27 protein-coding genes and 1 pseudogene are annotated in these 24,713 nt (G+C 65.9%); 15 read left to right on the forward strand and 13 right to left on the reverse strand.

Annotated elements, in window-relative coordinates; all coding sequences use genetic code 11:
- Position 1: 1 nt before the first annotated feature.
- The 6 genes from paaG to paaA all read right to left on the reverse strand — a co-directional run bounded on the left by paaG (position 2) and on the right by paaA (position 4,583).
- Positions 2–793 carry a 2-(1,2-epoxy-1,2-dihydrophenyl)acetyl-CoA isomerase PaaG gene (gene paaG / locus JANGC3_RS0115690; RefSeq protein WP_017877442.1) on the reverse strand — a complete coding sequence of 264 codons (792 nt, stop codon included), beginning with the start codon at positions 791–793 and terminating at the stop codon, positions 2–4.
- A gap of 92 nt (positions 794–885) precedes the next feature.
- Positions 886–1,962: a 1,2-phenylacetyl-CoA epoxidase subunit PaaE gene (gene paaE, locus JANGC3_RS0115695; protein WP_026133036.1), complete on the reverse strand. Its 1,077-nt coding sequence runs from the start codon at positions 1,960–1,962 to the stop codon at positions 886–888.
- Positions 1,963–1,997: 35 nt separating this feature from the next.
- Positions 1,998–2,516 carry a 1,2-phenylacetyl-CoA epoxidase subunit PaaD gene (paaD, locus tag JANGC3_RS0115700; protein WP_017877444.1) on the reverse strand — a complete coding sequence of 173 codons (519 nt, stop codon included), beginning with the start codon at positions 2,514–2,516 and terminating at the stop codon, positions 1,998–2,000.
- The gene (gene paaC, locus JANGC3_RS0115705; protein ID WP_026133037.1) at positions 2,517–3,269 is read right to left on the reverse strand and encodes a 1,2-phenylacetyl-CoA epoxidase subunit PaaC; all 753 of its coding nucleotides are present in this window, start codon (positions 3,267–3,269) and stop codon (positions 2,517–2,519) included.
- 18 nt (positions 3,270–3,287) lie between these two features.
- Positions 3,288–3,572 carry a 1,2-phenylacetyl-CoA epoxidase subunit PaaB gene (gene paaB / locus JANGC3_RS0115710; RefSeq protein WP_026133038.1) on the reverse strand — a complete coding sequence of 95 codons (285 nt, stop codon included), beginning with the start codon at positions 3,570–3,572 and terminating at the stop codon, positions 3,288–3,290.
- Between the two features lie 21 nt (positions 3,573–3,593).
- The gene (gene paaA, locus JANGC3_RS0115715) at positions 3,594–4,583 is read right to left on the reverse strand and encodes a 1,2-phenylacetyl-CoA epoxidase subunit PaaA (protein ID WP_026133039.1); all 990 of its coding nucleotides are present in this window, start codon (positions 4,581–4,583) and stop codon (positions 3,594–3,596) included.
- Between the two features lie 224 nt (positions 4,584–4,807).
- On the opposite strand from paaA, the gene paaX reads away from it, so the two are divergent.
- Complete coding sequence (gene paaX, locus JANGC3_RS0115720; protein ID WP_017877448.1) at positions 4,808–5,731, forward strand: phenylacetic acid degradation operon negative regulatory protein PaaX; 924 nt, start codon at positions 4,808–4,810, stop codon at positions 5,729–5,731.
- On the opposite strand, the gene JANGC3_RS0115725 is transcribed toward paaX, so the two are convergent.
- From JANGC3_RS0115725 to JANGC3_RS0115735, 3 genes are all read right to left on the reverse strand, one after another.
- The gene (locus JANGC3_RS0115725) at positions 5,728–6,483 is read right to left on the reverse strand and encodes a hypothetical protein (RefSeq protein WP_017877449.1); all 756 of its coding nucleotides are present in this window, start codon (positions 6,481–6,483) and stop codon (positions 5,728–5,730) included. The genes paaX and JANGC3_RS0115725 overlap by 4 nt on opposite strands.
- A gap of 209 nt (positions 6,484–6,692) precedes the next feature.
- Positions 6,693–6,959, reverse strand: coding sequence for a hypothetical protein (locus JANGC3_RS29440; RefSeq protein WP_035788736.1), 267 nt, complete (start codon positions 6,957–6,959; stop codon positions 6,693–6,695).
- A gap of 166 nt (positions 6,960–7,125) precedes the next feature.
- Positions 7,126–8,217: a TRAP transporter substrate-binding protein gene (locus JANGC3_RS0115735; protein WP_026133040.1), complete on the reverse strand. Its 1,092-nt coding sequence runs from the start codon at positions 8,215–8,217 to the stop codon at positions 7,126–7,128.
- Positions 8,218–8,423: 206 nt separating this feature from the next.
- On the opposite strand from JANGC3_RS0115735, the gene JANGC3_RS0115740 reads away from it, so the two are divergent.
- The 10 genes from JANGC3_RS0115740 to JANGC3_RS0115790 all read left to right on the forward strand — a co-directional run bounded on the left by JANGC3_RS0115740 (position 8,424) and on the right by JANGC3_RS0115790 (position 17,099).
- On the forward strand, positions 8,424–9,554 hold the full coding sequence (locus tag JANGC3_RS0115740; protein WP_017877452.1) for a M14 family metallopeptidase: 1,131 nt from the start codon (positions 8,424–8,426) through the stop codon (positions 9,552–9,554).
- Positions 9,555–9,962: 408 nt separating this feature from the next.
- Positions 9,963–11,192: a cytochrome-c peroxidase gene (locus JANGC3_RS0115745; RefSeq protein WP_017877453.1), complete on the forward strand. Its 1,230-nt coding sequence runs from the start codon at positions 9,963–9,965 to the stop codon at positions 11,190–11,192.
- Positions 11,193–11,216: 24 nt separating this feature from the next.
- On the forward strand, positions 11,217–12,530 hold the full coding sequence (locus JANGC3_RS0115750) for a hypothetical protein (RefSeq protein WP_017877454.1): 1,314 nt from the start codon (positions 11,217–11,219) through the stop codon (positions 12,528–12,530).
- 9 nt (positions 12,531–12,539) lie between these two features.
- Positions 12,540–13,076 carry an FMN-binding protein gene (locus JANGC3_RS0115755; protein ID WP_017877455.1) on the forward strand — a complete coding sequence of 179 codons (537 nt, stop codon included), beginning with the start codon at positions 12,540–12,542 and terminating at the stop codon, positions 13,074–13,076.
- A complete protein-coding gene (locus JANGC3_RS0115760; RefSeq protein ID WP_026133044.1) occupies positions 13,073–13,900 on the forward strand; it encodes an FAD:protein FMN transferase in 828 nt (275 codons plus the stop codon). Before JANGC3_RS0115755 ends, JANGC3_RS0115760 begins: the two co-directional genes overlap by 4 nt.
- Before the next feature lie 60 nt (positions 13,901–13,960).
- Positions 13,961–14,449: a DUF4405 domain-containing protein gene (locus JANGC3_RS0115765; protein ID WP_017877457.1), complete on the forward strand. Its 489-nt coding sequence runs from the start codon at positions 13,961–13,963 to the stop codon at positions 14,447–14,449.
- An 86-nt stretch (positions 14,450–14,535) separates the two neighbouring features.
- Positions 14,536–15,165 carry a helix-turn-helix domain-containing protein gene (locus tag JANGC3_RS31675; RefSeq protein WP_081611880.1) on the forward strand — a complete coding sequence of 210 codons (630 nt, stop codon included), beginning with the start codon at positions 14,536–14,538 and terminating at the stop codon, positions 15,163–15,165.
- 187 nt (positions 15,166–15,352) lie between these two features.
- Complete coding sequence (locus tag JANGC3_RS31680) at positions 15,353–15,505, forward strand: rubredoxin (protein WP_327075952.1); 153 nt, start codon at positions 15,353–15,355, stop codon at positions 15,503–15,505.
- 43 nt (positions 15,506–15,548) lie between these two features.
- Complete coding sequence (locus JANGC3_RS0115785; protein WP_198292031.1) at positions 15,549–16,400, forward strand: sugar phosphate isomerase/epimerase family protein; 852 nt, start codon at positions 15,549–15,551, stop codon at positions 16,398–16,400.
- Positions 16,401–16,481: 81 nt separating this feature from the next.
- On the forward strand, positions 16,482–17,099 hold the full coding sequence (locus JANGC3_RS0115790; RefSeq protein WP_017877462.1) for a LysE family translocator: 618 nt from the start codon (positions 16,482–16,484) through the stop codon (positions 17,097–17,099).
- A 73-nt stretch (positions 17,100–17,172) separates the two neighbouring features.
- Here the strand turns inward: JANGC3_RS0115790 and JANGC3_RS0115795 are convergent, their stop codons facing one another.
- Positions 17,173–18,258, reverse strand: coding sequence for a TRAP transporter substrate-binding protein (locus tag JANGC3_RS0115795; RefSeq protein ID WP_026133046.1), 1,086 nt, complete (start codon positions 18,256–18,258; stop codon positions 17,173–17,175).
- A 168-nt stretch (positions 18,259–18,426) separates the two neighbouring features.
- The gene (gene pmbA, locus JANGC3_RS0115800) at positions 18,427–19,779 is read right to left on the reverse strand and encodes a metalloprotease PmbA (protein WP_017877464.1); all 1,353 of its coding nucleotides are present in this window, start codon (positions 19,777–19,779) and stop codon (positions 18,427–18,429) included.
- Positions 19,780–19,868: 89 nt separating this feature from the next.
- Between pmbA and yjgA the strand changes: the two genes are divergently transcribed.
- The 3 genes from yjgA to JANGC3_RS0115815 all read left to right on the forward strand — a co-directional run bounded on the left by yjgA (position 19,869) and on the right by JANGC3_RS0115815 (position 21,918).
- Positions 19,869–20,483, forward strand: a complete 615-nt coding sequence (gene yjgA, locus JANGC3_RS0115805) for a ribosome biogenesis factor YjgA (protein ID WP_026133047.1) — start codon at positions 19,869–19,871, stop codon at positions 20,481–20,483.
- A gap of 143 nt (positions 20,484–20,626) precedes the next feature.
- Complete coding sequence (gene mog / locus JANGC3_RS0115810; protein ID WP_017877466.1) at positions 20,627–21,253, forward strand: molybdopterin adenylyltransferase; 627 nt, start codon at positions 20,627–20,629, stop codon at positions 21,251–21,253.
- Positions 21,250–21,918, forward strand: a complete 669-nt coding sequence (locus tag JANGC3_RS0115815) for an alpha/beta hydrolase (protein ID WP_026133049.1) — start codon at positions 21,250–21,252, stop codon at positions 21,916–21,918. Before mog ends, JANGC3_RS0115815 begins: the two co-directional genes overlap by 4 nt.
- 93 nt (positions 21,919–22,011) lie before the next feature.
- Here the strand turns inward: JANGC3_RS0115815 and JANGC3_RS0115820 are convergent, their stop codons facing one another.
- Entirely contained in the window at positions 22,012–22,923 is a 912-nt protein-coding gene (locus JANGC3_RS0115820; protein ID WP_017877468.1) for a DMT family transporter, read from the reverse strand.
- Positions 22,924–23,104: 181 nt separating this feature from the next.
- Between JANGC3_RS0115820 and JANGC3_RS29450 the strand changes: the two are divergent.
- A pseudogene (locus JANGC3_RS29450) lies at positions 23,105–24,017 on the forward strand (helix-turn-helix domain-containing protein).
- Between the two features lie 70 nt (positions 24,018–24,087).
- Here the strand turns inward: JANGC3_RS29450 and JANGC3_RS0115830 are convergent.
- Positions 24,088–24,642, reverse strand: a complete 555-nt coding sequence (locus JANGC3_RS0115830) for a carboxymuconolactone decarboxylase family protein (RefSeq protein WP_017877469.1) — start codon at positions 24,640–24,642, stop codon at positions 24,088–24,090.
- Positions 24,643–24,713 lie beyond the last annotated feature (71 nt).

A 24,713-nucleotide genomic window follows, 5' to 3' on the forward strand; every position in this document is an offset into this window, starting at 1 on the left:
CTCAGTTCCCCTTGAATTCAGGGACGCGCTTGGCCATGAAGGCGGCGACGCCTTCGCGGTAGTCGTTGCTGTTGCCCAGCTCGCTCATCATGCCGCATTCGAGCTTGAGCTGCTGTTCCAGGTTGTTGGACGGGCTGGCGTACAGCGCCTGCTTGGTGAAGGCCAGGCCCTTGGTCGGCGCGCTGGCGAAGTGGCTGGCCAGCGCCATGGTTTCCTCGGCCAGGCATTCGTCGGGATAGCATTTCCAGATCAGGCCCCAGCTTTCGGCGCGCTCGGCGGTCAGCTTTTCGCCCAGCATGGCCAGGCCCATGGCGCGGGCGCCGCCGATCAGGCGCGGCAGGAAGTAGGTGCCGCCGGTGTCGGGGATCAGGCCGAGGCGGCAGAAGGCTTCGACGAAGCTGGCCGAGCGCGCCGCCAGCACGATGTCGCAGGCCAGCGCCAGGTTGGCGCCGGCGCCGGCGGCGACGCCGTTGACGGCGCAGATCACCGGCATCGGCAGCGCGCGCAGCGCCAGCACCAGCGGCGCGTAGTTTTTTTCCACCGAGTCGCCCAGGTCGACGCCGCGCGAACCCGGCTCGACGGCGCGGTCGGACAGGTCTTGGCCGGCGCAGAAGCCGCGCCCGGCGCCGGTCAGCACCATCACGCGCACGCTTTTGTCGGCCTGGATCTGCGCCATCGCGTGGCGCACTTCCTCGTGCATCGCCTGGGTGAAGCTGTTCAACTTGTCGGGACGGTTCAGCGTCAGTTTGGCTATGCCGTCGGTGATCTCGAAGAGGATGTTTTCGTAGTTCATGGGCGTCTCGGTAGTGTTGTAGTTGCGTGGTGTGAACCGGGGACAGACCCCGTACGGAGTCTGTCCCCTTCTGTCCCCTGCGTAGGCTAGTTTTATTCGGCCTGGTCGAAGTCGACCACGACGGTGTCGGTCACCGGGAAGCTTTGGCAACTGAGCACGAAGCCGCGGGCGATTTCGTAATCCTCCAACGCGTAGTTGACATCCATATCGACCTTGCCGTCAACCAGTTTGCAGCGGCAGGTCGAGCAAACCCCGCCTTTGCACGAGTAGCGCATGTCGATGCCCTGGCGCAGGCCGGCGTCGAGGATCGATTCCTTGTCCTTGTCCATCGTGAAGGTGGTGTGGTTGCCGTCCATGATGACGGTGACCTGGGTCTCCTGGTGCGCGGCGGTGTCGAGCGCGCGCGGCTTGTGCTGGTGCTTCGGAATACTGGCGGCGAACAGTTCGATCTTGATGTTCTGCTTGGCCATGCCGGCCGCCTGCAGCGCCGCCGAAACGCCCAGCATCATGTCTTCCGGACCGCAGATGAAAGCGGTGTCGAAGTCCTCGATGTTGATCCAATGGCGCAGGAACTGCTCGCACTTTTCCTTGGTGATGCGGCCGTTGAACAGGTCGATGTCCTGCTGCTCGCGGCTCATCACGTAGGCCAGGTTGAGGCGCTCCATGTAGCTGTCCTTCAAATCCGTCAGCTCTTCCTTGAAGATCACCGTGGACGAGGCGCGGTTGCCGTAGAACAGCGTGAAGCGGCTGTGCGGCTCGGCCAGCAGCGTGGTCTTGATGATCGACAGGATGGGCGTGATGCCGCTGCCGGCGGCGAAGGCCAGGTAGTGCTTCCGGTTGTCGGCCGCCAGCGGCACGTTGAAGTGGCCCATCGGCGGCATCACTTCCAGCGTGGCGCCGGGCTTCAAGGTGTCGTTGGCCCAGGTTGAAAAAGCGCCGCCCGGGGTGCGCTTGATGGCCACGCGCAGCGCGCCCTCCTGCACCGACGAGCAAATCGAATACGAGCGGCGGATGTCCTCGGCGTTGATGTTGGCGCGCAGCGTCAGGTGCTGGCCCTGCTGGAAGCGGAAGCTCTCTTGCAGCTCCGCCGGCACGGCGAAGGTGACGGCGATGGTGTCGCGCGTTTCGTTGCTGACTTTGGACACGGACAGCGGATAAAATTTGCTCATGGTCTTGCTCTCCATTGCAGACGGGCGGGCCGCCGCTAGTGACACTTGAAGTAATCGAAGGGTTCGCGGCAATCGACGCATTTGTACAGCGCCTTGCACGGCGTCGAGCCGAACTGGCTGGTCAACTCGGTGTGGCTGGAGCCGCAGTTCGGACACGCCACCACCAGCTTGGGCGCCGGGCGGCGCTTGACGCCGGCGCTCAAGCCGCTGATGTCGATCACCTGCTGCGCCGGCGGCGCGATGCCGTAGCCCTTCAGCTTGGCCTTGCCGCCCTCGCTCATCCAGTCGGTGGTCCAGGCCGGCGACAACTGGTTCACCAGCCGCACGTTGGCGACGCCGTGGCCGTGCAGCGCCGCCGTCACCGCTTCGGCGATCACCGCCATCGCCGGGCAGCCGGAATAGGTCGGGGTGATGGTCACGACGCACTCGGCGCCGCGCAGCTCGACCGCGCGCACGATGCCCAGGTCGACCACGGAAATGACCGGGATCTCGGGGTCGGGCACCTCGCCCAGCCAGTCCCAAACCTGTTCAGCGCTGACCGTCGCGGTATCCACCTACCACTCCGAGTTCGGGTAGGCGCGCTGCAGGAACTGCATTTCGGCCAGCAGGAAACCGAGGTGCTCGGTGTGGGTGCCCTGCTTGCCGCCCTTTTGCATCCAGGCGTCCGGCGCCGGCATGGCCAAGGTCGCCTCGGCGAAGATCTCGCCGACGTGCTCCAGCCATTGCGCGCGCAGTTCCTCGGCGGCGGGGGCGACGCCGGCCGCGACCATCGCCAGGTCGACGGCGTCGTACTTGAACATCTCGCCGGTGTAGGGCCACAGGCGGCTGGCGGCGGCCTGGGTCTTGGCGTGGCTGTCGGCCGTGCCGTCGCCCAGGCGCACCACCAGGTCGCCGCTGCGGCGCAAATGGTAGGTCACTTCCTTGAGCGACTTCTCGGCCACTTCGACGATGCGCGGGTCGACCGACTTGGCCAGGCCCTGCAGCTGGAAGTAGTGCCAGGTGTCGAAGTAGAACTGGCGCACGATGGTGTCGGCGTAGTTGCCGTTCGCCTGCTCCAGCAGCAGGCAGTTCTTGAAGTCGTGCGCGTCGCGCAGGAAGGCCAGCTGGTCTTCGCTGCGGCCCAGGCCTTCGAGTTCGCCGGCGTAGTCAAGCCACAGGCGGGTCTGGCCCAGCAGGTCGAGCGCGACGTTGGTCAGCGCCATATCCTCTTCCATCGCCGGCCCCTTGCCGCACAACTGCGACAGCTGCTGGCTCAGGATCAGCGCGTTGTCGCCCAGGCGCAGCAGGTAATTGACTTTATCATCCACGATCACGGTCTCCGCGCGTCACAGGTTTTTGACTTCTTCCGGCATCGGGAAGAAGGTCGGGTGGCGATACACTTTGCTGTTGGACGGCTCGAACAGCGCGCCCTTGTCGCCCGGGCTGCTGGCGACGATGTCGGCGGCGCGCACCACCCAGATGCTGACGCCCTCGTTGCGGCGGGTGTAGACGTCGCGCGCGTTGTTGACCGCCATTTCGGCGTCGGACGCGTGCAGGCTGCCGACGTGCTTGTGCGCCAGGCCGTGCTGGCTGCGGATGAAGACTTCCCACAATGGCCATTCTTTGCTCATGAATATCCCCTTCTCATTTTATTAGGCCGCGGCTTTGACGTCGGCGTGTTTGTCGGCGTAGGCCAGCAGCGCGTCGCGGAACCAGGCGCCGTCCTCGTAGGCCTTGACGCGGGTTTGCAGGCGCTCCCTGTTGCACGGGCCGTTGCCCTTCAAGACGTTGTGGAACTCGGACCAGTCGATCTCGCCGAACTCGTAGTGGCCGCTCTCGGCGTTGAATTTCAGGTCCGGGTCGGGCACGGTCAGGCCCAGGTATTCGATCTGCGGCACGGTCTGGTCGACCATGCGCTGGCGCAGCTCGTCGTTGGAGAACAGCTTGATGCGCCACTGCGCCGACTGGGCGCTGTTGACGGACTCAGCGTCGGACGGGCCGAACATCATCAGCGCCGGCCACCACCAGCGGTTCAGCGCGTCCTGCGCCATGGCTTTTTGCGCCGGCGAGCCCTTGCACAGGCTCATCATGATGTCGTAGCCCTGGCGCGCGTGGAACGATTCCTCCTTGCAGACGCGGATCATGGCGCGGGCGTACGGCCCGTACGAGCAGCGGCACAGCGGAATCTGGTTGATGATGGCCGAGCCGTCGACCAGCCAGCCGACGGCGCCCATGTCGGCCCAGCTCAGGGTCGGGTAGTTGAAGATGCTGGAATACTTGGCCTTGCCCGAATGCAGCGCGGCCAGCATTTCGTCGCGCGACACGCCCAGCGTCTCGGCGGCGCTGTACAGGTACAAGCCGTGGCCGGCCTCGTCCTGGATCTTCGCCAGCAGGATCGATTTGCGCTTCAGCGTCGGCGCGCGCGTCACCCAGTTACCCTCGGGCAGCTGGCCGACGATTTCCGAATGGGCGTGCTGGGAAATTTGCCGGATCAGCGTCTTGCGGTAGGCCTCGGGCATCCAGTCCTTCGCCTCGATCTTGATGCCGGCGTCGATGCGGGCCTGGAAGGCCAGTTCGTCGGCGCCCATGTCGTCGGCCGAACGTACGTTCTTCAGACCGGTTTCAACCATTTGTGCGTACATGATCACTCTCCATGTCGGTTTTGGTGCGCAGCGAGGCACACGCGATGAACGGATAATACGATACAAAATTATATTTGAATACACTTGATTTGAATCATTTACAGATTCCGTATCCCGTGCGCACGTTTGCGGCGCCCCGTGCAAAAATAATGCTGCGCCGATGCAAGGGCAAAGTAAACTCCTGCTTTCTTCGAATGTGAACGCGCGATTGCGCAAAGGGCCCGATGAGCGACAGCACCAGCACCGAATGGATCAGCGACTTTCTGGCGGCCGACCCGCCGCGCTCGAAGTCGCTGGTGATGACGATCTTCGGCGACGCCATCGTGCCGCACGGCGGCGTCGTCTGGCTGGGCAGCCTGATCGAACTGCTGGCGCCGTTCGGCGTCAACGACCGGCTGTTGCGCACCAGCGTGTTCCGCCTGGCGCAGGAGGGCTGGCTGGGGGCGCAACGCGACGGCCGCCGCAGCGCCTACGCGATCATGCCGGCGGCGCGGCGGCGTTTCGCGCGCGCCTACCGGCGCATCTACGCGCCGCTGGCGGCGCACTGGGACGGCAGTTGGACCATCATCATCGGCTCGGGCGGCAACATCGCCGCGGCCGAGCGCGGCGCGCTGCGCAAGGAATTGCTGTGGGAAGGGTATAGCGTGATTGCGCCGGGCATCTTCGGCCACCCCGGCGCCGACGCCGAGGTGCTCGAAGAGATCCTCAGCCGCAACGGCGTGCAGGGCAAGCTGTACGTCTGCCGCGCCACCGAGCTGCCGGGCGTGCCGCTGCGGCCGCTGCGCGACATGGTCGCCGAAGGCTGGGACCTGTCCGCCGTGACGCGCGGTTACGAACAGTTCAGCGCGCAGTTCCAGCCGCTGCTGGCGCTGCTGCGGGCGGCCCCGGTGGCGCCCGAGCAAGCCTTCGTCATCCGTCTGCTGCTGATCCACGCCTACCGCCGGGTCCAGCTGCACGACCCGCAACTGCCGCTGGAGCTGCTGCCGGCGCAGTGGCCGGGCAGCGCCGCCTACGAACTGGCGCGCGCGCTGTACCGGCTGGTCTACACCGGCGCCGAGGGGCACCTGATGGCGACGCTGCGGCGCGAGGACGAGCGCGCCGCGCCGGCCGAGGAGGCGTTTTACCAGCGTTTCGGCGGCCTGCGCTAGCGGGTCTTGGCGGCGTCGGCGGCGCTCGCGGGATTTTTGATGCGGCCGATCGCCGCCCACAACTGCTCGGCCGCGGCGGGGTTGGCCTGGACGAAGCGCTTCGACAGGCCGAGGTAGAACATTTCCTCGGCGAACGGTAGCGCCAGCGGCTCCACCTTGCCGGCGAATTCCAGCTTCTCCAGCAAGGCCTGGCCGTCATTCTCCCAGCCGAGCGCGACGTCGCCGCGGCCGGCCGCCAGCTTGGTGAAATTGACCTCCAGGTTCTTGCCGGTGGCGTCGCTCGGCTGCCGGATCGCGGCCAGGCGGTCGCCGATCATCACGCTGCCGTAGCTGACCAGCACCGGAGTGCTCAGCTTGCTGAAATGTTGGCCGTCCCAGCCGACGCCGCCGCCGCTGCGCTGGTACGCCAGCACGCGCACGAACAGCACCGCGCGGCCCGGGTCCGGGCGGCCCTTCTTCATTGGATAGTCGAGCAGCTCGCGCCAAGTCGGCGTGTACGATGCGCTGGGATAGCCGTCGGCCAGGCCGGCGCGGATCTCCTCGCGGCAGCGCGTCACCGGCGCGTGGTACAGCTCCAGCCCGACGCCGGCCTCGGCCGCCGCGGCCTTGACCAGCGCACCGACCGAGCCGCCGCCGTCGGGCGTCAGGAACGGCGGGTGCGGCCGGGCGTCGACGCACAGGCGCAGCTTGAGGGCCTGCGCGTGCGCGGGCAACAACAGTGCGGCGCACAGGCAGCAACGCGACCAAACCATGCCCACTCCCGGGTGTATTGACAACCTAGCAGTGTAATCGGTTTCGTCGGGCGCGCCCAGAAAAAAATACGCCGCAGCAATAGCGGTGGCGTCGGCGCCGGGGTCGTCGACACCAAAGGCGTAAGCCCGGGGTCCGCCCCCTCGCGCCAAGGCCAGAAGACTTGACCCCGGCTCCCCGTCTTGGCTTGGTTTCCAGCGCCGCCGGCCCGCTACAGTTCCGCGCCGGCGTCCTTCACCACCAGCTTGGCGCCGGCCAGCAAGTCCCGGCCCAGCTTGTCGAGCGCGACGACCTGCGCCTGCATGGCGTCGAGGATGGCGCCGTTGAAGACGAACTCGGCCGGCGTGGTGTAGCCGGGAAAACGTATGATGCGCAGCAATTCCTTCAGCGTCGCGCCCTGCCCCAGGCGCGCCAGCGCGTCGCTGAGCGCGTCGATTTTCTGTTCCAGCTGCTTGACGTGGTCGTGCCCCTTGTCCATGCTCGGCCCCCCTTCGATGGGCCGCGCGCCGGCCCGGGCAAACCGGCGCACGGCGCGCGCGGTCACCATCGAACATAGCAAACTGAAGGGGCGCGCGCTTGCGCTGGCGCATGCCGCCGGCGCGAACGACCAGGCCCGGCCTGGTCCTTGTAGCCGGCAGGCGGGCCTACTTGCGGCCGATGCCGATCAGATAGTTCTGCATCGTCGCCTCGGCCACCGAGGCCCACTGGTTCTGGTCCTGGCGGAAGCGTTTCCACGGCTCGTAGACCTTCTTGAACTTGGCGTTGCGGCCGGCCTCCTCCTCCATCACCGCGTTCGACTCCTTGTAGGCGGCGTCCATGATGTCCTTCGAGAAATTGTGCAGCTTGGCGCCGTTCTTCATCAGCCGCGCCAGCGCAGCCGGATTCTTGGCGTCGTAGTCGGCCTGCATGACGACGTGGCACTCGTAGCTGGCCACCTCGATCGCCGCCTGGTATTCCTTCGGCAGCTTTTCCCATTCCTTGATGTTGATGTAGAACGACAGCTGCGGCCCGGCCTCCCACCAGCCCGGCGAATAGTAATGCGGCGCCACCTTGACCAGGCCCAGCTTCTCGTCGTCGTACGGGCCGACCCACTCGGCCGCGTCGATCGTGCCTTTTTCCAGCGCCGTGTAGATGTCGCCGGCCGGAATCTGCTGCGGCACCGCGCCCATGCGCTCCATCACGCGGCCGGCGAAACCGGCGATGCGGATCTTCAAGCCCTTGATGTCGGCGACCGACTTGATTTCCTTGCGATACCAGCCGCCCATTTGCGTGCCGGTGTTGCCGCCGAAGAAATTGATGATGCCGTAGCCCTTGAAGAACTCGCGCATCAGCTCGCGTCCGCCGCCCTGGTCCATCCACGCCGTCTGCTGGCGCGAGGTCAGGCCGAACGGCACCGCGCAATCGAAGGCGAAGGTCGGGTCCTTGCCGAAGTAATAGTAGGACGGCGTGTGGCCCATTTCCACGGTGCCGGCCTGGACCGCGTCCATCACCTGCAGGCCGGGGACGATTTCGCCGGCGGCGAACTGGCGGATTTGGAATTTGCCGCCGGTCAGCGCGGCGACGCGCTTCACGAACTGGTCGGCCGAACCGAAAATGGTGTCCAGCGTTTTCGGGAAGCTCGACGCCAGGCGCCAGCTGACGGCGGGATGCCCGCTCTGCGCCAGCGCCGGAGCGGCGATGGCCGCGCCGGCGGAGGCGCCGACCGCTGCTTTTTTCAAGAAAGAACGACGTTCCATATCAAAGTCTCCGGAAGTTTTTTATTGTCGGAAATGCATAAATAACAAGCCTGTCATTCACCGCTCTAGTGTAGGGGCCGCGCCGCGCGCTGGCAATAGCGCAAATCCTGATGCGCAATTTCTACAACACTGGCAAAACAAGTATCATGAAGTCATTGCACATTGATGCGATACCTAGCGTACTAAAATTTAACAGGAACTTCCCCATGTCCATCAAAATCAGCCACCAATTCGACGCCGGCGCGATCGACGTCGTGCGCGCCGACGCGCCGCACGCCATCGAACTGAACATCCGCAAGGATACGCACGCCGACATCATCCAATGGTTCTACTTCCGCCTGCAGGGCGCGCAGGCCGAGCCGTGCACGATGCGTTTCCTGAACGCCGGCAAGGCCGCCTACCCGGACGGCTGGGTCGACTACCAGGCCGTCGCCAGCTACGACCGCGAAACCTGGTTCCGCGTGCCGACCAGCTACGACGGCAGCGTCATGACCATCGAGCACACGCCGGAAGAGGACAGCGTCTACTACGCCTACTTCGAACCGTACCCGTGGGACCGCCACCTGGCCCTGCTCGACAACGCGCAGGCGTCGCCGCTGGTGAAAATGCTCGACCTGGGCAGCAGCGTCGAGGGGCGCGACATGAACCTGCTGGTGGTCGGCAACCCCGACGCCGCCAACAAGGTGTGGGTCATCGCGCGCCAGCATCCGGGCGAGACGATGGCCGAATGGTTCGTCGAGGGCATGCTCGACGCCCTGCTCGACAACGCCAACCCGTTCGCCCGCCAGTTGCTCAAGGACGCCGTGTTCTATGTGGTGCCGAACATGAACCCGGACGGCTCGGTGCGCGGCAACCTGCGCACCAACGCCGTCGGCGCCAACCTGAACCGCGAATGGATGACGCCGAGCATGGAGCGCAGCCCGGAAGTGTTCGTGGTCAAGAACAAAATGCACGAGGTCGGTTGCGACTTGTTCCTCGACATCCACGGCGACGAGGGCCTGCCGTACGTGTTCGTGGCCGGCAGCGACGCGCTGGAAACCTTCACGCCGGCGCAAAAGGCCGAGCAGGACCGCTTCATCGCCGACTTCAAGATCGCCAGCCCGGACTTCCAGGACGCGGTCGGCTACCCGGACGCGCCGTTCACGCCGGAAGTGCTGACGATGGGCTCGCCGCACATCACGCACGCCTTCGGCTGCCTGGCGCTGACCCTGGAGATGCCGTTCAAGGACAACGCCAACGACCCCGACCCGCAAGCGGGCTGGAGCGGTCCGCGCAGCGTGCGCCTCGGCCAAGCCATCCTGCAACCCATCCTGCAAACGCTGCGCGCGGCGCAATAAGCGGGCGAGCGCCGCGGGGCGTGGCGCCGGCGGCCGGGTGCGCGCGGCGTCAGCCGGCAACGCAAGCCCCCGGGGCGGCGCGGCCCGCTGCGGGCACAGGGCCGGATTGCGCCCGCCGCCCGCGCGGCGCCACGGTGGGCGCCCGCCATTTGTAAAAATACAACACCCGCGCTTTACCCCGGCGGCGCCCGCCGCGCCACCCGTCCAGCCCCCCGCCCGCGCTATGGGGCCAGCCCTTTCCCCGCCATTTCCCAGCCATTCCGGCGCCGCGCGCGCCCGCCATTTGCCCACCCCTCCCCGATCTAGTTCATACGGCCGAATTGCGGCAATACGAATTGGAAATTATAATCATTCGCATTTGCGCCTGGGCGCACCTTTTACCGCACCTTTTATATCGATATCGACGCAATGACAAACAGCACAACCGCCCGGCCCTCCGCGCGCTCCTCGGTGTTATCCCGCGCCGCCGCCTTCGCGCTGGCGCTCGGCCTGTCCGCCTGCGGCGGCGGCGGCGACGCCGCGCCGACCCCGGCGCCCGCCCCGGCCGGCGCCCTGAGCCAAGCCGCCGCCCTGGGCGAAAAAATCTTCAGCGACCAGTCGCTGTCGGCGTCCGGCAAGCAATCCTGCGCCACTTGCCACAACCCCGCCAACGCCCACGCCCCGAGCGACAAGCTGGCGGCCCAGCTGGGCGGCCCGAACGGCGACGTGCAGGGTTTCCGCACCTCGCCGTCGCTACGCTACCTGGACTTGAACCCGGCGTTTTTCTTTGCCAAGGACGGCACCCCGACCGGCGGCCTCGACCGCGACGGCCGCGCCCGCTCGCTGGCCGAGCAGGCCGAGCGGCCCTTCCTGGCGGCCCACGAAATGGCCAACGCCAACAAGGACGAGGTGCTCGCCCGCCTGCGGCGCGCGGCCTACGCCGAGCAGTTCCGCCAAGTGTTCGGCGCCGCCATCCTCGACAACGCCGACCAGGCCTTCGCCCGGCTAACCTTCGCGCTGCAGCAGTTCCAGAAGGAGGACCCGGCCTTCCACCCTTACGATTCGAAATACGACCTGTTCCTGGCCGGTAAAACCAAACTGGACGACGCGGAAATGCGCGGCCTGGCCTTGTTCAACAATCCGGGCAAGGGCAATTGCGCCGCTTGCCACGCCAGCGCCCGCGGCGCCGACGGCGCGCCGCCGCTGTTCACCGACTTCAGCTTCGACAACCTGGGCGTGCCGCGCAACAAGCGCCTCGCCGCCACGCTCGACCCGGCCTACTTCGACCTGGGCCTGTGCGGCCCGGACCGCGGCGACCTCGCCGCCCGCGCCGACCTGTGCGGCGCGTTCAAGGTGCCGACGCTGCGCAACGTCGCCACCCGCACGGCCTTCTTCCACAACGGCGCCTTCAGCGACTTGACCGAGGTGCTGCGCTTTTACGTGCGCCGCGATACCAATCCCGAGGAATGGTATCCGCTCGGCGCCGACGGCGCGGTGGACAAATTCAACGACCTGCCGCCGCAATACCGCGCCAACGTCAACGTCGTCGAAGGCCCGTACAACCGCCGCCCCGGCATGGCGCCGGCGCTGACGGAGAGCGAAATCGGCGACGTCGTGAAATTCCTCGGCACCCTCACGGACGGCTACCTGGCCCCCTAACCCCTTACTTCAAAGAGAACCAATATGATGAACAAAAACCTGATCGCCGCCGCTATCGCCGCCGCATTCCTGGGCGCCGCGCCGGGCGCCGCCGCCGGCGAAGCCGAACTGCTGCAGCGGATTGAAAAAATGGCCGCCGAGCTGGAACAGTTGAAGCTGGAGCTGCGCGCCAGCGCCAGGAAAACCGACGCCGTCGAGCAGCGCCAGCAAACCTTGGCGGCGCAGGCCGCAACGCCGGCCCGCGCGCCGGCCGGCGCGGCGGACGCCGCCGGCCCGTCCGCCCCCGCCACCGTGATCACCGGCTACGGCGAGATCAACTACAACCGCCCGAGCAAGGACGCCAGCGCGGCCCAGAGCGACGTGCGGCGCGCCGTGATCGGCGTCCAGCACCGCTTCGACGACAAGACCAAGGTGGTCGGCGAGTTCGAATTGGAGCACGCCGTCGTCTCCAAGGACGACAGCGGCGAGGTCGAAGTCGAACAGCTGTACGTCGAACGCGAATTCGGCAACGGCATGCGCGGCAAGGCCGGCCTGTTCCTGATGCCGGTCGGCCTGCTCAACACCAACCACGAACCGACCGCGTATTACGGCGTCGAACGCAACTTCGTCGAGACGGCGATCATTCCGACCACCTGGCGCGAAGTCGGCCTGGGCCTGTCGGGCGAATTCGCCAACGCCTTGAGCTGGGACGCCGGCGTCACCACCGGCTTCAATCTGGGCGGCTGGGGCTACGACGCCGACGGCGAGGGGCGCGAATCGCCGCTGGGCAGCATCCACCAGGAAGGCATGCTGGCCAAGTCGCGCGACCTGAGCGTGCACGGCGCGCTGAACTGGCGCGGCGTGCCCGGCCTGCTGCTGGGCGGCTCGCTCTTCACCGGCAAGGCCGGCCACAAGTCGGCCGATTTCGCCGCGCCGAACGCCCGCATCACGCTGCTCGACCTGCACGGGCGCTACACGCCGGGCCGCTGGGACCTGTCGGCGCTGTACGCGCGCGGCCAGATCAGCCACACCGCCGCCCTCAACGAGGCCAACTTCGGCCAACCCAACCCGGTGCCGAGCGCCTTCTCCGGCTGGTACCTGCAGGCGGCCTACCAGTTGCTGAAGGCCGGCGACTACACGCTCAGCCCGTTCCTGCGCTACGAGCGGTTCAACACCGCCAAGCGCCTCTCCGGCGTGCCACCGGGCCTGGGCATCACCGCCGCCAGCGACGAGAAGGTCGGCACCATCGGCGCCAACCTGCGCGTGGGCGAAGGCGTGGTGCTCAAGGCCGACTACCAGAAATTTAGCGAAGACAGCTCGCGCGACCGCCTCAACCTGGGCGTCGGCTTTTCGTATTAAAATCCGGGCATGATGAAAACCCTGCACCTGGCCGCGTTGGCGGCCGGCGCGGCCAGCGCGCCCGCCTTCGCCACCCAATACCTCACCCTGGAACAGGCGCAGCGCCTGGTGTTCCCCGAGGCGAGCGCCTTCCGCGAACAGAACCTGGCGCTGAGCGCGGCGCAGATGCGGGACATCGAAAAACTCTGCGCCCTGCCGGCGCGCTCGGTCAACTGGCGCGTGTTCGGCGCCTACAAGGCCGACGCGGCGATCGGCTACCTGATCCTCGACGACGTCGTCGGCAAGTTCGAGCTGATCTCGTACGCGGTCGGCGTCAACCTCGACGCCAGCGTGCGCCAGGTGGAAATCCTGACCTACCGCGAAAGCCACGGCGGCGAGATCCGCAACCCGGCCTGGCGCCGGCAATTCGTCGGCAAGAGCGCGCCGGCCGGGCTGGCCATCGGCGACGGCGTCGCCAACATCAGCGGCGCCACATTGTCGGCCAGCCACGTCACCGACGGCGTGCGGCGCATCGCCGCGATCGCCCAGGTGATGCTGAAAAAATGATACGGCGTGCCCAGCCCTGGTTGGGCACGCTGGTCGACATCCGCGTCGCCGACCCGCTGCCGGCGGCCGAGGCGCACGCCGCGGCCGCGCTGGCCTTCGCCGAGGTCGCGCTGGTGCACCGTCTGATGAGTTTTCACGACGACGCCAGCGACGTCGCGCGCCTGAACCGCGCGCCGCCCGGCGCGCTCGTCGAGGTGCACCGGCACACCCGGCGCGTGTTGGAGCTGGCGCAGCGGGTGGCCGCCGCCTCGGAAGGCATCTTCAATATCGCCTGCGCGCCGCAATTGGTGGCGTGGGAACAACTGCCGGCGCCGCCGGGCGCGGCGCCGCGCTACCAGCCCGAATTGGCGGTGTTGCGCTGCGAGCGCGGCGGCGGGGTGCGCAAGCTGGCGCCCGGCTGGATCGACCTGGGCGGCCTCGCCAAGGGCTACGCGGTCGACCTGGCAGTCGCCGCGCTGGCCGGCGCCGGCGTGCGCTCGGCCTGCGTCAACGCCGGCGGCGACCTGCGCGTGCTCGGCGAGGCGCCGTTCGTGGTGGCGCTGCGCGCGCCGCGGCGGCCGCAATCGGCGGCGCTGGAACTGCTGCTGGGCGACGCGGCGATGGCCACCTCGGCCAGCTACTTCTCGGCCGGGATGAAGGACGGCGTGCGGGTCGGCGCGCTGGTCGACGGCCGCGACGGCCGGCCGATGGGCAGCGCCGCCAGCGCCTCGGTGCGCGCGGCCAGTTGCGCCGTGGCCGACGCGCTGACCAAGGTGGTGCTGGCCAGCGGCGACCCGCGCCACCCGGCGCTGGCGGCCTTCGGCGCCAGCGCGCTGATACTGTGAGCGGGACGTCCGCCACAGCCATTCGCCGTATAACACCGGCCAACCCTTATAATCGGCCCCATGCCTTCGACCAAACCCGCCACCGCCGCCCACGCCCGCCACCACGTCAACCTGCGGCTGGAGCGCTGGCACCGCCGCTGCGTCTACCTTAGTTGCGCGGCGCTGTTCGCCAGCGGCGTCGCCTGGCTGCTGGCGCGCTACTGCCTGCGCGCTCCCGGCCAATTCGGCGAAACCATCCATCCGCTGGAGCCATGGGCGATGAAGACGCACGGCGCCGCCGCCATGGTCACGCTGTTTTTCCTCGGCAGCCTGATGAACGCCCACATCCGCCGCGCCCTCAAGGCGGGCCGCAATCTGGCGTCGGGCTGGGCCATGATCGCCACGTTCGCGCTGCTGGTCGTCAGCGGCTTCGGGCTCTACTACCTGGCCGGCGAAAGCGACCGGCCGCTGTGGTCGGCGCTGCACTGGGTCGTCGGCCTGGCGCTGGGCGCCTTGACGGTGCTGCACATCGTGCTTGGCCGACGCGCCAACCCGTCGCGCGGCCACTGAGGCGGTAGCGGGCGCGCCGTAACCGGCACAAAATATCAAAAGCCAGCCCGGCGCCTCCCTAATTATGTGCTCACTTAGGAGAGCACATGAACTATCTCGGTCACATCCAGCGCGGCGTCGACTACATCGAAGGCCATCTCGACCCGCCCATCGCCATCGGCGCGGTGGCGCGCGAGTCGGGCATGAGCCCGTGGCATTTCCAGCGCATGTTCAAAGGTTTGACGGGCGACACCGTCAAGGACTACATCCGCTCGCGCCGGCTGGCGCGGGCGCTGGAGCTGCTGCTGAACACGGATAGGCGGATCATCGACATCGCCGTTGAAGCCGACGACAGCCCAAGGCCAGGTTCGACCAGGACTACCTGGCGCACATCAAGCACGGCGTCAGCGCCGAGCAGGAAATCTACGCGCAGGCGCGGATGCACCTGGTCGGCATGCGCACCAGCTTCTTCGGCACCGACTCGGAGAAAAACAATATCGCCGAGCGACTGCCGCCGCTGTGGCAGCAGTTCCTGGCGCGCTTGTCCGAGATCGAGCACACGGTCGGCGGCACCTGTTACTACATGGAAGGGGGGCCTTGATCAGCTGGTTCGGCGTTGCCGCTTCCCCGCCCGCCACCCCGGCGGCCGGCATATAGCAGCCCGGTCGCAGCGTCAACTATTTTTCAATCAACAATTGATTAAAAACAAACCGCAAATAATTTTAATTAAAAAATAACATTTGCTATTTGTACACATGCTACACTGCGCGTCCGCATGTGGGCAGCTTGAATCACCGGCGATTTCGACACCAGTGGTCCCTTGTATCTTACCAGCCGATCCAAGATCCTTTCTCACTTTGCGGGGGAATGTTCCATCATTTCCTCCATCAACCTCCCATTAATTAGTCAACTATGAAGAAGTATATGTGCGTGGATTGCGGGTTTATCTATGACGAGGAAGTTGGATTATCGGCCTATGGAATCGCACCAGGAACGCTGTGGACCGACATCCCAGACGGCTGGAACTGCCCTGACTGCGATTTGACAAAATCCGATTTTATACTTTTAGAATTTTAACTTTTTTTTGAGGTAATTGATTATGGTTACGCAGAATAGCGCCATGTTTGACGATTCAATTTCTTTCGCCAGTGGCATCGCGCATCAAAAATATCTCAGGGCGGAGGACGGAATCAATGTAGCGTTTGAGTCGGGATGCACGCATTGGTATCTGGATGCCAGTTTGATCGGCGAGATGGTCGACGATTGGACCGACGAGCGGATTGACAACTTGAACACGCTGATCCGGAAGACCCGCGTCCAGCCTATCTTCCACGGGAATTTCAAGGCGCCCCTCGCCAGCGACGTCGATGTATTCCGGGTCGCCGCAGTCGCCTATGTAAAAAAAGAAATAGATATTTGCGCCAAAATCAAAGCGCCGTTGATCGCGCACGGCGGCTGCATTGTCGAGCCAAAAATGGTGGTTCAGGCAAAAAAAATTGCGCTGGACAACTACTTGAAATCCGTGACGGAGCTAGCCGAATACGCTGCGGACAAAGGTGTGGATATCTACTTGGAGAATCTTTCCAACTACAAGAACTACCGGCCGTTCCACTACATCTTCACCAACTTTGATGAATATGCTTATATTTTTGATAACTTAAAGGGCAATCAAAACGTTTTCATGTTCCTCGACATCGGCCATGAGAATATTTGCGACGGCAACCCTGTCGACGTCATCAGAAAGCACCACCACCGAATTAAAGGGATATCGTTCAGCAACAACAACGGCGTTCAAGACCAGCACTTTGGCATCGGTGAAGGCACTTTGGATTATGACGCCATTATTGACGAGATTTTAAAGTGCGGATGGCGCGGCCTCGTTGCCTTTGAGACGAGAAGCCGCTCCACTGCGCAAAGCGTGGCGGATATCTCGGAGATCAACCAGAAACTCCTGGAAGCCGTGGGTAACTAGGCGCAAGGGTTCGGGTGGCGTTGGCCCGCCACCCGAGGGCGGGCCAGCGTTGATATCGGCGGTTTTTTCTATAGGATAAACATGAACATGAAGCTTTACGCCCTTTTCCTCATCATGGCGACGATGACCATCCTGAGCCCGGGTCCGGGCGTGATTATGACGCTGACCAATTCCTTGCGCGAGGGCTTCCGTGGCACCGTTAGCGGCATTATGGGGCTGGCCTTTGGCATCGTGATCGTGGCCGGGATTTCCGCCACCGGCTTGGGTCTCGTCCTAGCGACTTCCGCCCTCGCCTTCACGGTGATCAAATTTATCGGTGCCGGCTACCTTGTTTACTTGGGCGTGCGGCTGTGGCGCGCGCCACCCTTCCAGTTTCACGAATTGGCGCCGCGTGAAGTGAGCATGCGGCGGCGCTTCGCGGAAGGCCTGTCGCTGCAGGTGACGAATCCCAAATCGATTTTTTTCTTTCTGTCAGTCTTCCCGCAGTTCATCGACCCGTCCGCCGCTTACGGGACCCAGTTTTCATTTCTGGTATTGACTTTCAGCGCGCTGCTGATAGGGATTCATTTCATGTACGCCTTCTTTGCGTCCAAGGCAAAGACGTGGCTGACTTCGGAAAAAGGCGGGCTGGTGGTGAACAAAGTCGGCGGGGGCACGCTGGTCTTCTTTGGTGTAATGCTAGCGACGGCGAAACGCTGACGGCGATGGCCGACGGCGCGGCGTCGTCAAAAAAAACCCGCAATCCGCGGGTTTTTTTGGGGAGCAATCCGGCTTATTTGCGGCCGGCGTTGATCAGGTAGTTTTGCATGGTTGCCTCGGCGACCGAGGCCCATTGGTTCTGGTCCTGGCGGAAACGCTTCCACGGCTCGTAGATTTTCTTGAACTTGGCGTTCTTCGCCGCTTCTTCGTTCATGACGTCGGTGGCCGCCTTGTAGCAGGCGTCCATCACGTCTTTCGGGAAGTTGCGCAGCTTGACGCCGCTTTTCAGCAGCCGCGCCAGCGCCGCCGGGTTTTTCGCGTCGTATTCGGCCTGCATCACGACGTGGGCTTCGTACGACGCCACTTCGACCGCCGCCTGGTATTCCTTCGGCAGCTTTTCCCATTCCTTGATGTTGACGTAGAACGAGAACGAGGCGCCCGCTTCCCACCAGCCCGGCGCGTAGTAATACGGCGCGACCTTGAAGAAGCCGAGCTTTTCATCGTCGTACGGGCCGACCCATTCGGCCGCGTCGATCGTGCCCTTTTCCAGCGCCGGATAGATGTCGCCGCCGGCCAGTTGCTGCGGCACCAGGCCGAGGCGTTCCAGCACGCGCCCGGCGAAGCCGCCGACGCGCATTTTGGTGCCCTTCAGGTCGGCCACCGATTTGATTTCTTTACGGAACCAGCCGCCCATCTGGGTGCCGGAGTTGCCGCCCAGGAAGTTGACGATGCCGTAGCCCTTGAAGAATTCGCGCGTCAGCTCGCGTCCGCCGCCCTGGTCGTACCAGGCGGTGTGCTGGCGCGAGGTCAGGCCGAACGGCACCGCGCAGTCGAACGCGAAGGTGGCGTCTTTGCCGAAGTAGTAGTAGGAGGCGCTGTGGCCGCATTCGACGGTGCCGGCCTGGACCGCGTCCATCACTTGCAGGCCCGGCACGATTTCGCCGGCCGCGAACGCGCGGATGTTGAACTTGCCGCCGGTCAGCTCGGAGATGCGTTTGATGAAGGTGTCCGACGCGCCGTAAATGGTGTCCAGCGATTTCGGAAAGCTCGACGCCAGGCGCCAGTTAATGGTCGGTAGCGCTTGGGCCAGCGCCGGCGCCGCGATGGCGCCGGCCGATGCGCCCACTGCGGCTTTTTTTAGAAAGGAACGACGTTCCATATTTGTGTGTCTCCCGAAGTTTTACGTCACTAAAAAAACGTTACAGCATGCAATATGCTGGGACTAGTGTAGAGGCGGGAGACCTTGCGTGCAACGAAAATATGCGGCGGCGGCGCAATACGCCGCCGCCCGTGGGGCGATGGCGTAGCGCGCCGCCGGCTTCGGCGCTTAGCCGCCGGCGATGACCATGTTTTCAATCAGGATCGAGCCGGTCTGCTTGGTGCCGCGCAGCAGCACGTCGGAACCGACGGCGACGATCTGGCGCAGCATGTCCTTCATGTTGCCGGCGATGGTGATTTCCTCGACCGGGTACTGGATCACGCCGTTCTCGACCCAGAAGCCGGACGCGCCGCGCGAGTAGTCGCCGGTGACGTAGTTGGTGCCCTGGCCCATCAGTTCGGTGACCAGCAGGCCGGTGCCCATTTTCTTGAGCATCGCCACGAAGTCGTCGCCGCGCTTGGTCTTGCTCGACGTCAGCGACAGGTTGTGCGAGCCGCCGGCGTTGCCGGTCGTTTGCATGCCCAGCTTGCGCGCCGAGTAGGTCGACAGGAAATAGCCCTGCACCACGCCGTTCTTGACGACGTCGCGGCGCTGGGTCTTGACGCCCTCCTCGTCGAACGGCGCCGAGCCGACGCCGCCGGGAATGTGCGGGTCCTCGACGATCTGGATGTGCGACGGCAGCACCTGCGTGCCGAGCGAGTCCAGCAGGAAGGTCGACTTGCGGTACAGCGCGCCGCCCGAGGTCGCCTGCACGAAGGCGCCCAGCAGCCCGACCGCCAGCGGCGCCTCGAACAGCACCGGGCAGGTGCGGGTGTCGAGCTTGCGCGCGTTCAGGCGCGACAGCGCGCGCTCGGCGGCGTAGCGGCCGACCGCTTCCGGCGCGGCCATCTTGGCCGGGTCGCGCACCGACGAGTACCAGTCGTCGCGCTGCATCTTGGCGCCCTTGCCGGCGATCGGCGCCACCGACAGCGTATGGCGCGAGAACGGGTAGCCGCCGATGAAGCCGCGCGAGTTGGCCGACACGAAGTGCGACTGCTGCACATGCACGCCGGCGCCCTCGCTGTTGCTGATGCGCGAGTCGACCGCGAAGGCGGCCGCCTCGGCGCGCTGCGCCAGCGCCACCGCCTCCTCGGCCGAGATCAGCCACGGGTAGAACAGTTGCAGGTCGCGCGGCGCCATTTCCAGCATGTCGGCGTCGGCCAGGCCGGCGCAGTCGTCGTCGGCGGTGAAGCGGGCGATGTTGTAGGCCGCGTCGACGGTGGCGCGCAGCGCCGCCGGCGAAAAGTCCGAGGTGCTGGCGTTGCCGCGCTTCTGGCCGACGAACACCGTCACGCCCATGCCCTTGTCCTTGTTCTGCTCGATCGTCTCGATCTTGCCCTTGCGCACCGAGACCGAGAGCCCACCGCCTTCACTGATTTCGACGGCGGCGTCGGTGCCGCCCTTCTCCCGCGCAAAAGACAACACATCGCGCGCAAGTTGCTTCAATTGGTCCTGCGTGTGGGTAAATACGGAATCGTTCATGAGGTGTTTTCTTCGGATGACCGCTAAAACAGTTATCATAGCAGTCGTTTACAGTTTACAGATATGGCCGCACGCCAAATCGACACATCATGCCAAATCCAAACCGGGGAGCTTGCGGCTTCCAATCCTCCGAATTCGAACAGGAATACGACCGTCCGTCGAAATCCGAGCTCAAGCGTCAAATGACCGTCCTGCAAAAGCTGGGCGAAGAGCTGGTCAACGAAGCGCGCGACCGCGTCAAGCGGGTGCCCTTGCCGGAGGACGTGCGCGACGCCATCCTCGCCTGCCAGTTGATCAAGGACCACGAGGGCCGCCGCCGCCAGTTGCAATTCGTCGGCAAGAAGATGCGCACCCTGGACGAGGCCGAACTGGCCGCGGTCCAGCGCACCATCGACAGCTGGAAGGGCTTGTCGAAGGCCGACACCGCGGCGATGCACGCGATGGAGCGCCGCCGCGAGAAGCTGCTGACGGACGACAAGGCGCTGACGGTGCTGCTGTCGGAGAACCCGGAACTGGACGTGCAGCAACTGCGCACCCTGATCCGCAACGCCCGCAAGGAGCAGGCCGAGAACAAGCCGCCGAAGGCCTACCGCGAAATCTTCCAGATCCTCAAGCAAGTGGCCAAGAAAACCGCCGGCGGCAAGGGCGGCGACGATGAAGACGGCGAGACCGACGACGACGCCGCCGAGCGCGACGACGAGTAATAAAGAGCCACCGGCAAGGAGCCGGGGGGCGGATCCTCGGGGTCCGCCCCCCCGCCCCCGCCGCTGGTTGTTGACTGAATCAGCCGCTGCACACGACAAAACCGGGATCCGCCCGGTTTTGTGGTTTTTACGACAGGACGACCATGACAAACCAACATGAACTGGTGATCGGCCTGGTGTCGATCTCCGACCGCGCCAGCGGCGGCGTCTACCAGGACCTGGGCATTCCGGCGCTGCGCGACTGGCTGGGCGCCGCCCTGACGACGCCGTTCCGCGTCGAAACGCGCCTGATTCCCGACGAGCGCGCGCACATCGAGGCGACCCTGGTCGAACTGGTCGACCAGGCCCGCTGCCATCTGGTGCTGACCACCGGCGGCACCGGCCCGGCCCGGCGCGACGTCACGCCGGAGGCTACGCTGGCCGTCGGCAGCAAGGAAATGCCGGGCTTCGGCGAGCAGATGCGGCAAATCAGCCTGCAATTCGTGCCGACGGCGATTTTGTCGCGCCAGCTCGCGGTCATCCGCGAAACGCCCGACCACGCCGCGCTGATCATGAACCTGCCGGGCCAGCCGAAGGCCATCAAGGAAACCCTGGAAGGCTTGAAGGACGCCGACGGCACACAGATCGTCGGCGGCATCTTCGCCGCCGTGCCGTATTGCGTCGACCTGATCGGCGGCCCCTACATGGAAACCGACCCGGCCGTCTGCAAGGCCTTCCGCCCAAAAAACGCGCTGCGAACGGCGCCGACCACCACCGAGGAAAAACAATGAGCATGCTGCTAGAGAACATTGAAGTCGACACCGCGCCCAACCCGGGCGCCGCCATCATCTGGATGCACGGCCTGGGCGCCGACGGCAACGACTTCGTGCCGCTGGTACGGGAACTGGACCTGAGCGGCCTGGCGGGCATCCGCTTCGTCTTCCCGCACGCCGGCGTGATGCCGGTGACCATCAACGGCGGCTACGAAATGCGCTCGTGGTACGACATCGTCGCCACCGACCTGACCCGGCGCGAGGACGAAAGCGGCCTGCGCGCCTCGCAGTCGCAGATCGAAGCGCTGATCGCCCGCGAAAAGGCGCGCGGCATCCCGGCCGAACGCATCGTCCTGGCCGGCTTCTCGCAGGGTTGCGCGATGACGCTGCAAACCGGCCTGCGCCACCCCGAGCGCCTGGCCGGCATGCTGTGCCTGTCTGGCTACCTGCCGCTGGCCGACAAGGCCGCCGCCGAGCGCCACGCGGCCAGCCTGGCGACGCCGATCTTCATGGCGCACGGCAGCGCCGACCCGGTGGTGCCGATGATGCGCGCCGAGCAGTCGCGCGACGCGCTGCAGGCGCTGGGCTACCAGGTCGAATGGCACGACTACCCGATGCAGCACTCGCTGTGCGGCGAAGAAGTCGACGACATCGGCGCCTGGCTGCGCCGCGTGCTGGCGTAGCCGCCGAGCCGCTGCCGACGCCAGTCGGGTTACGCCGTTCCGGCTAACCCGATCTACGAAAAACGCCCGCGTCCCATAACAAACCGGCGGCGCCTACGCCCTGCCCGCCAAGCCCGCCACCGCGGCCGGCGCCGGCGCCCGCGCCGGCAGAAACGCCAGCACGTTCCCCGCCAACACCAAACCAAGGCCGGCGAACGCCGGCGCGCTCCAGTGATACCCCTCGAACACCGTCGACGCCGTCAGCGCCACCACCGGAAACAGCACCGTCGAATAGGCCGCCCGGTCCGGTCCGATGCGCCCGACCAGCAGCAAATACGCGGTGAAGCCGATCACCGAGCCGGGAATCGCCAGGTACAGCAGCGACGCCAGGTAGCGCGGGTTGGCGTCCAGCGCGAACGGCATGCCCAGCGCCAGCGCGCCGGCGCCAAGCAGCGTCGCGCCGATCAGCATGGCCCAGGTGTTGGTCAGCCACGGCGTCAGCCCCAGCGTTTGCATACGGCTCGACAGCAGGTTGCCGCAGGAGAAAAATACCGTGCCCAGCAGCGCCAGCCCCAGTCCCAGCAGCATACCGCCGTCGCCCCAGTGCCCTTGCATTTGCGGCAGGAACAGCAGGCCGATGCCGGCCAGCCCGAGCAGCGCGCCGGCCATCACCTGGCGGCGGATCGGCCGCCCGAGGAACAGGCGGCCGTTGACGGCGTTCCACAGCGGCGCGGTGGAAAACACCACCGCGATCAGGCCGCTCGGCACCCACTGGCTGGCATAGTAAAAGCACAGGAAATTGCAGCAAAACAGGGCGATGCCCTGCGCCAGCAGGTAGGGCCAGGCGCGCCGCGGCGGCCAGACGCGCTGGCGGCTCAGCAGCAGCACCAGCAGCAACACGGCGGCGGCGATCCAGAAGCGGTAGGCGATCGACACCGGCGCCGGCACCACGCCGAGCTGGAATTTGATGGCGATCCAGGTGGTGCCCCAGATCAGGACGGTTAATACGTAGAGGAAGGGATTCATTTCTGTTCCGGGAAGGCTGTCCGAAGATGGAACGGCCAGCATGCGCCATGCGGCGCCGCCCGACTTGTCTGGGATTGCGGTCTTGATGGCGCGCCGGCGGGCGCCGCGGCACGCGGCCGGCGCCGCCGTGCTACAGTCTGGCCCAGGGCCTTCCGGGGCCGCCCGCCCAGCGCCGACCACCATGCCAAACCTGCCACTTCCAGCCAACAACGCGCCGCCGCCGGCCGGCACGATCGAGCATACGGTGTTCCAGACCTTGTCGGGCACCAACGCGCAACTGGAGCGTTTCGCCCTGCTCGGCGACAACCTGGCGATCGCCATCTGGCAGCGCGAAACCGACGAGGAGGAAACCGCCTACTCGCAGCCGGGCCACCACACGCTGTCCTACTACCTGGGCGGCGGCTACCGCACCGAACGCGGCGAGCTGCCCGGCGTGTACGGCGCGCCGGGGCGCCTGTGCACCCTGCCCGACTGGCACGAGTCGCGCTGGCTGGTGCGCGACCAGTTGCGCTTTTTGCACGTCTACTTCCTGCCCGAGCACTTCACCCGCCGCGCCGTCATCGAACTCGACCGCGAGCCGCGCGAACTGACGCTGGCCGACCGCACCTATTTCGAGCACGCCCGCATCGCGCAATTGTCCGACGCGCTGATCGGCCAGTCCTGGCAGGGCGCCGACGCGCTGCTGCGCGCCAACGAGATGACGCACGCCATGCTCAGCCACCTGCTGCAATCGCAGTCGATGCGCCGGCCCCAGGCGGGGCTGCGCGGCGGCTTGGCGCCGGCGGTGCGGCGCCGCCTGGCCGAGTTCATCGACGCCCACCTGGGCCAGCCGCTAACGCTGGGCCTGCTGGCGCAACTGGCCTGCCTGTCGGAGTTCCACCTGGCGCGGATGTTCCGGCTGTCCTTCGGCATGCCGCCGTCGGCGTGGATCGCCGCGCGCCGCCTCGAGCGCGCGCGCGCTGCTCAAGGACGGCGCGCTGCCGCTGCAGCACATCGCCCAGGCCTGCGGCTATGCCGACCTGAGCCACTTCAGCCACCGCTTCCGCGCCGGCGTCGGCGTGGCGCCCAGCCGCTATCGGCAGATGCTGCGCTGAGCGCGCACGAAGGGCCGGGTTGGCGTGTTGTCGTGGGTCGGATCGGCGGCAGCGCTGGACGCCGCTTGCGCTACTCCGGCAGCGGCGCCGCGCTCGACGCCGGCGCCGGCGTCTGGGCGCCGTTCATCAGCATCGACAGGAAGGTGTAGTAGCCGTTGATGCCCATCAGGTCGACCACGCCGCGCTCGCCGAACATCGCCACCGCGGCCGCGTAGGTGTGGTCGGACACCATGCGCCGCTGCTGCAGCTCCAGGCAAAAATCATGCACCAGCGTTTCGTCGGCGGGCATCTCGGCCGGGCGCCGGCGCGCGGCGATGGCCTCGATGGTGCTCCCGGCTACGCCGTTGTGCAACGCCAGCGGCGCGTGGATCGCCCACTCGACCTGCTGGCTCCATTGCCGCGCCGTGACCAGGATCGCCAGCTCCGACAGGCGCGTACCGATCGCGCTGCGGTAGCGCAGGTATTCGCCCATCGCCTGCGCCGCCGCCATCAGTTCCGGGCTGCGCAGCAGCGGCACGAACGGCCCGTACAGCGCGCCGCGCGGGCCGTCGATGACCGCCTGCGCGACGACGCGCTGCGGTTCGCTCAACTGCTCGAAGGGGATGGGGCCGAGGCGGTCCGTCATGGCATGTGGCCTGTGCTGGTTGGGGGACGCGGCGCCCGAAGTTTCTCTTTTTACAATTTACTGGCGATTCA

The sequence above is a fragment of the Janthinobacterium sp. CG3 genome (assembly GCF_000344615.1).
Lineage (GTDB): Bacteria > Pseudomonadota > Gammaproteobacteria > Burkholderiales > Burkholderiaceae_D > Janthinobacterium.

Bases quoted from the DNA above. Each gene is read 5' to 3' on its own strand.
- paaG (WP_017877442.1), bottom strand. From the start codon at position 793: ATGAACTACGAAAACATCCTCTTCGAGATCACCGACGGCATAGCCAAA.
- paaE (WP_026133036.1), bottom strand. From the start codon at position 1,962: ATGAGCAAATTTTATCCGCTGTCCGTGTCCAAAGTCAGCAACGAAACG.
- paaB (WP_026133038.1), bottom strand. From the start codon at position 3,572: ATGAGCAAAGAATGGCCATTGTGGGAAGTCTTCATCCGCAGCCAGCAC.
- paaA (WP_026133039.1), bottom strand. From the start codon at position 4,583: ATGTACGCACAAATGGTTGAAACCGGTCTGAAGAACGTACGTTCGGCC.
- paaX (WP_017877448.1), top strand. From the start codon at position 4,808: ATGAGCGACAGCACCAGCACCGAATGGATCAGCGACTTTCTGGCGGCC.
- JANGC3_RS0115725 (WP_017877449.1), bottom strand. From the start codon at position 6,483: ATGGTTTGGTCGCGTTGCTGCCTGTGCGCCGCACTGTTGTTGCCCGCG.
- JANGC3_RS29440 (WP_035788736.1), bottom strand. From the start codon at position 6,959: ATGGACAAGGGGCACGACCACGTCAAGCAGCTGGAACAGAAAATCGAC.
- JANGC3_RS0115735 (WP_026133040.1), bottom strand. From the start codon at position 8,217: ATGGAACGTCGTTCTTTCTTGAAAAAAGCAGCGGTCGGCGCCTCCGCC.
- JANGC3_RS0115740 (WP_017877452.1), top strand. From the start codon at position 8,424: ATGTCCATCAAAATCAGCCACCAATTCGACGCCGGCGCGATCGACGTC.
- JANGC3_RS0115745 (WP_017877453.1), top strand. From the start codon at position 9,963: ATGACAAACAGCACAACCGCCCGGCCCTCCGCGCGCTCCTCGGTGTTA.
- JANGC3_RS0115750 (WP_017877454.1), top strand. From the start codon at position 11,217: ATGATGAACAAAAACCTGATCGCCGCCGCTATCGCCGCCGCATTCCTG.
- JANGC3_RS0115755 (WP_017877455.1), top strand. From the start codon at position 12,540: ATGATGAAAACCCTGCACCTGGCCGCGTTGGCGGCCGGCGCGGCCAGC.
- JANGC3_RS0115760 (WP_026133044.1), top strand. From the start codon at position 13,073: ATGATACGGCGTGCCCAGCCCTGGTTGGGCACGCTGGTCGACATCCGC.
- JANGC3_RS0115765 (WP_017877457.1), top strand. From the start codon at position 13,961: ATGCCTTCGACCAAACCCGCCACCGCCGCCCACGCCCGCCACCACGTC.
- JANGC3_RS31675 (WP_081611880.1), top strand. From the start codon at position 14,536: ATGAACTATCTCGGTCACATCCAGCGCGGCGTCGACTACATCGAAGGC.
- JANGC3_RS31680 (WP_327075952.1), top strand. From the start codon at position 15,353: ATGTGCGTGGATTGCGGGTTTATCTATGACGAGGAAGTTGGATTATCG.
- JANGC3_RS0115785 (WP_198292031.1), top strand. From the start codon at position 15,549: ATGTTTGACGATTCAATTTCTTTCGCCAGTGGCATCGCGCATCAAAAA.
- JANGC3_RS0115790 (WP_017877462.1), top strand. From the start codon at position 16,482: ATGAACATGAAGCTTTACGCCCTTTTCCTCATCATGGCGACGATGACC.
- JANGC3_RS0115795 (WP_026133046.1), bottom strand. From the start codon at position 18,258: ATGGAACGTCGTTCCTTTCTAAAAAAAGCCGCAGTGGGCGCATCGGCC.
- pmbA (WP_017877464.1), bottom strand. From the start codon at position 19,779: ATGAACGATTCCGTATTTACCCACACGCAGGACCAATTGAAGCAACTT.
- yjgA (WP_026133047.1), top strand. From the start codon at position 19,869: ATGCCAAATCCAAACCGGGGAGCTTGCGGCTTCCAATCCTCCGAATTC.
- mog (WP_017877466.1), top strand. From the start codon at position 20,627: ATGACAAACCAACATGAACTGGTGATCGGCCTGGTGTCGATCTCCGAC.
- JANGC3_RS0115815 (WP_026133049.1), top strand. From the start codon at position 21,250: ATGAGCATGCTGCTAGAGAACATTGAAGTCGACACCGCGCCCAACCCG.
- JANGC3_RS0115820 (WP_017877468.1), bottom strand. From the start codon at position 22,923: ATGAATCCCTTCCTCTACGTATTAACCGTCCTGATCTGGGGCACCACC.
- JANGC3_RS0115830 (WP_017877469.1), bottom strand. From the start codon at position 24,642: ATGACGGACCGCCTCGGCCCCATCCCCTTCGAGCAGTTGAGCGAACCG.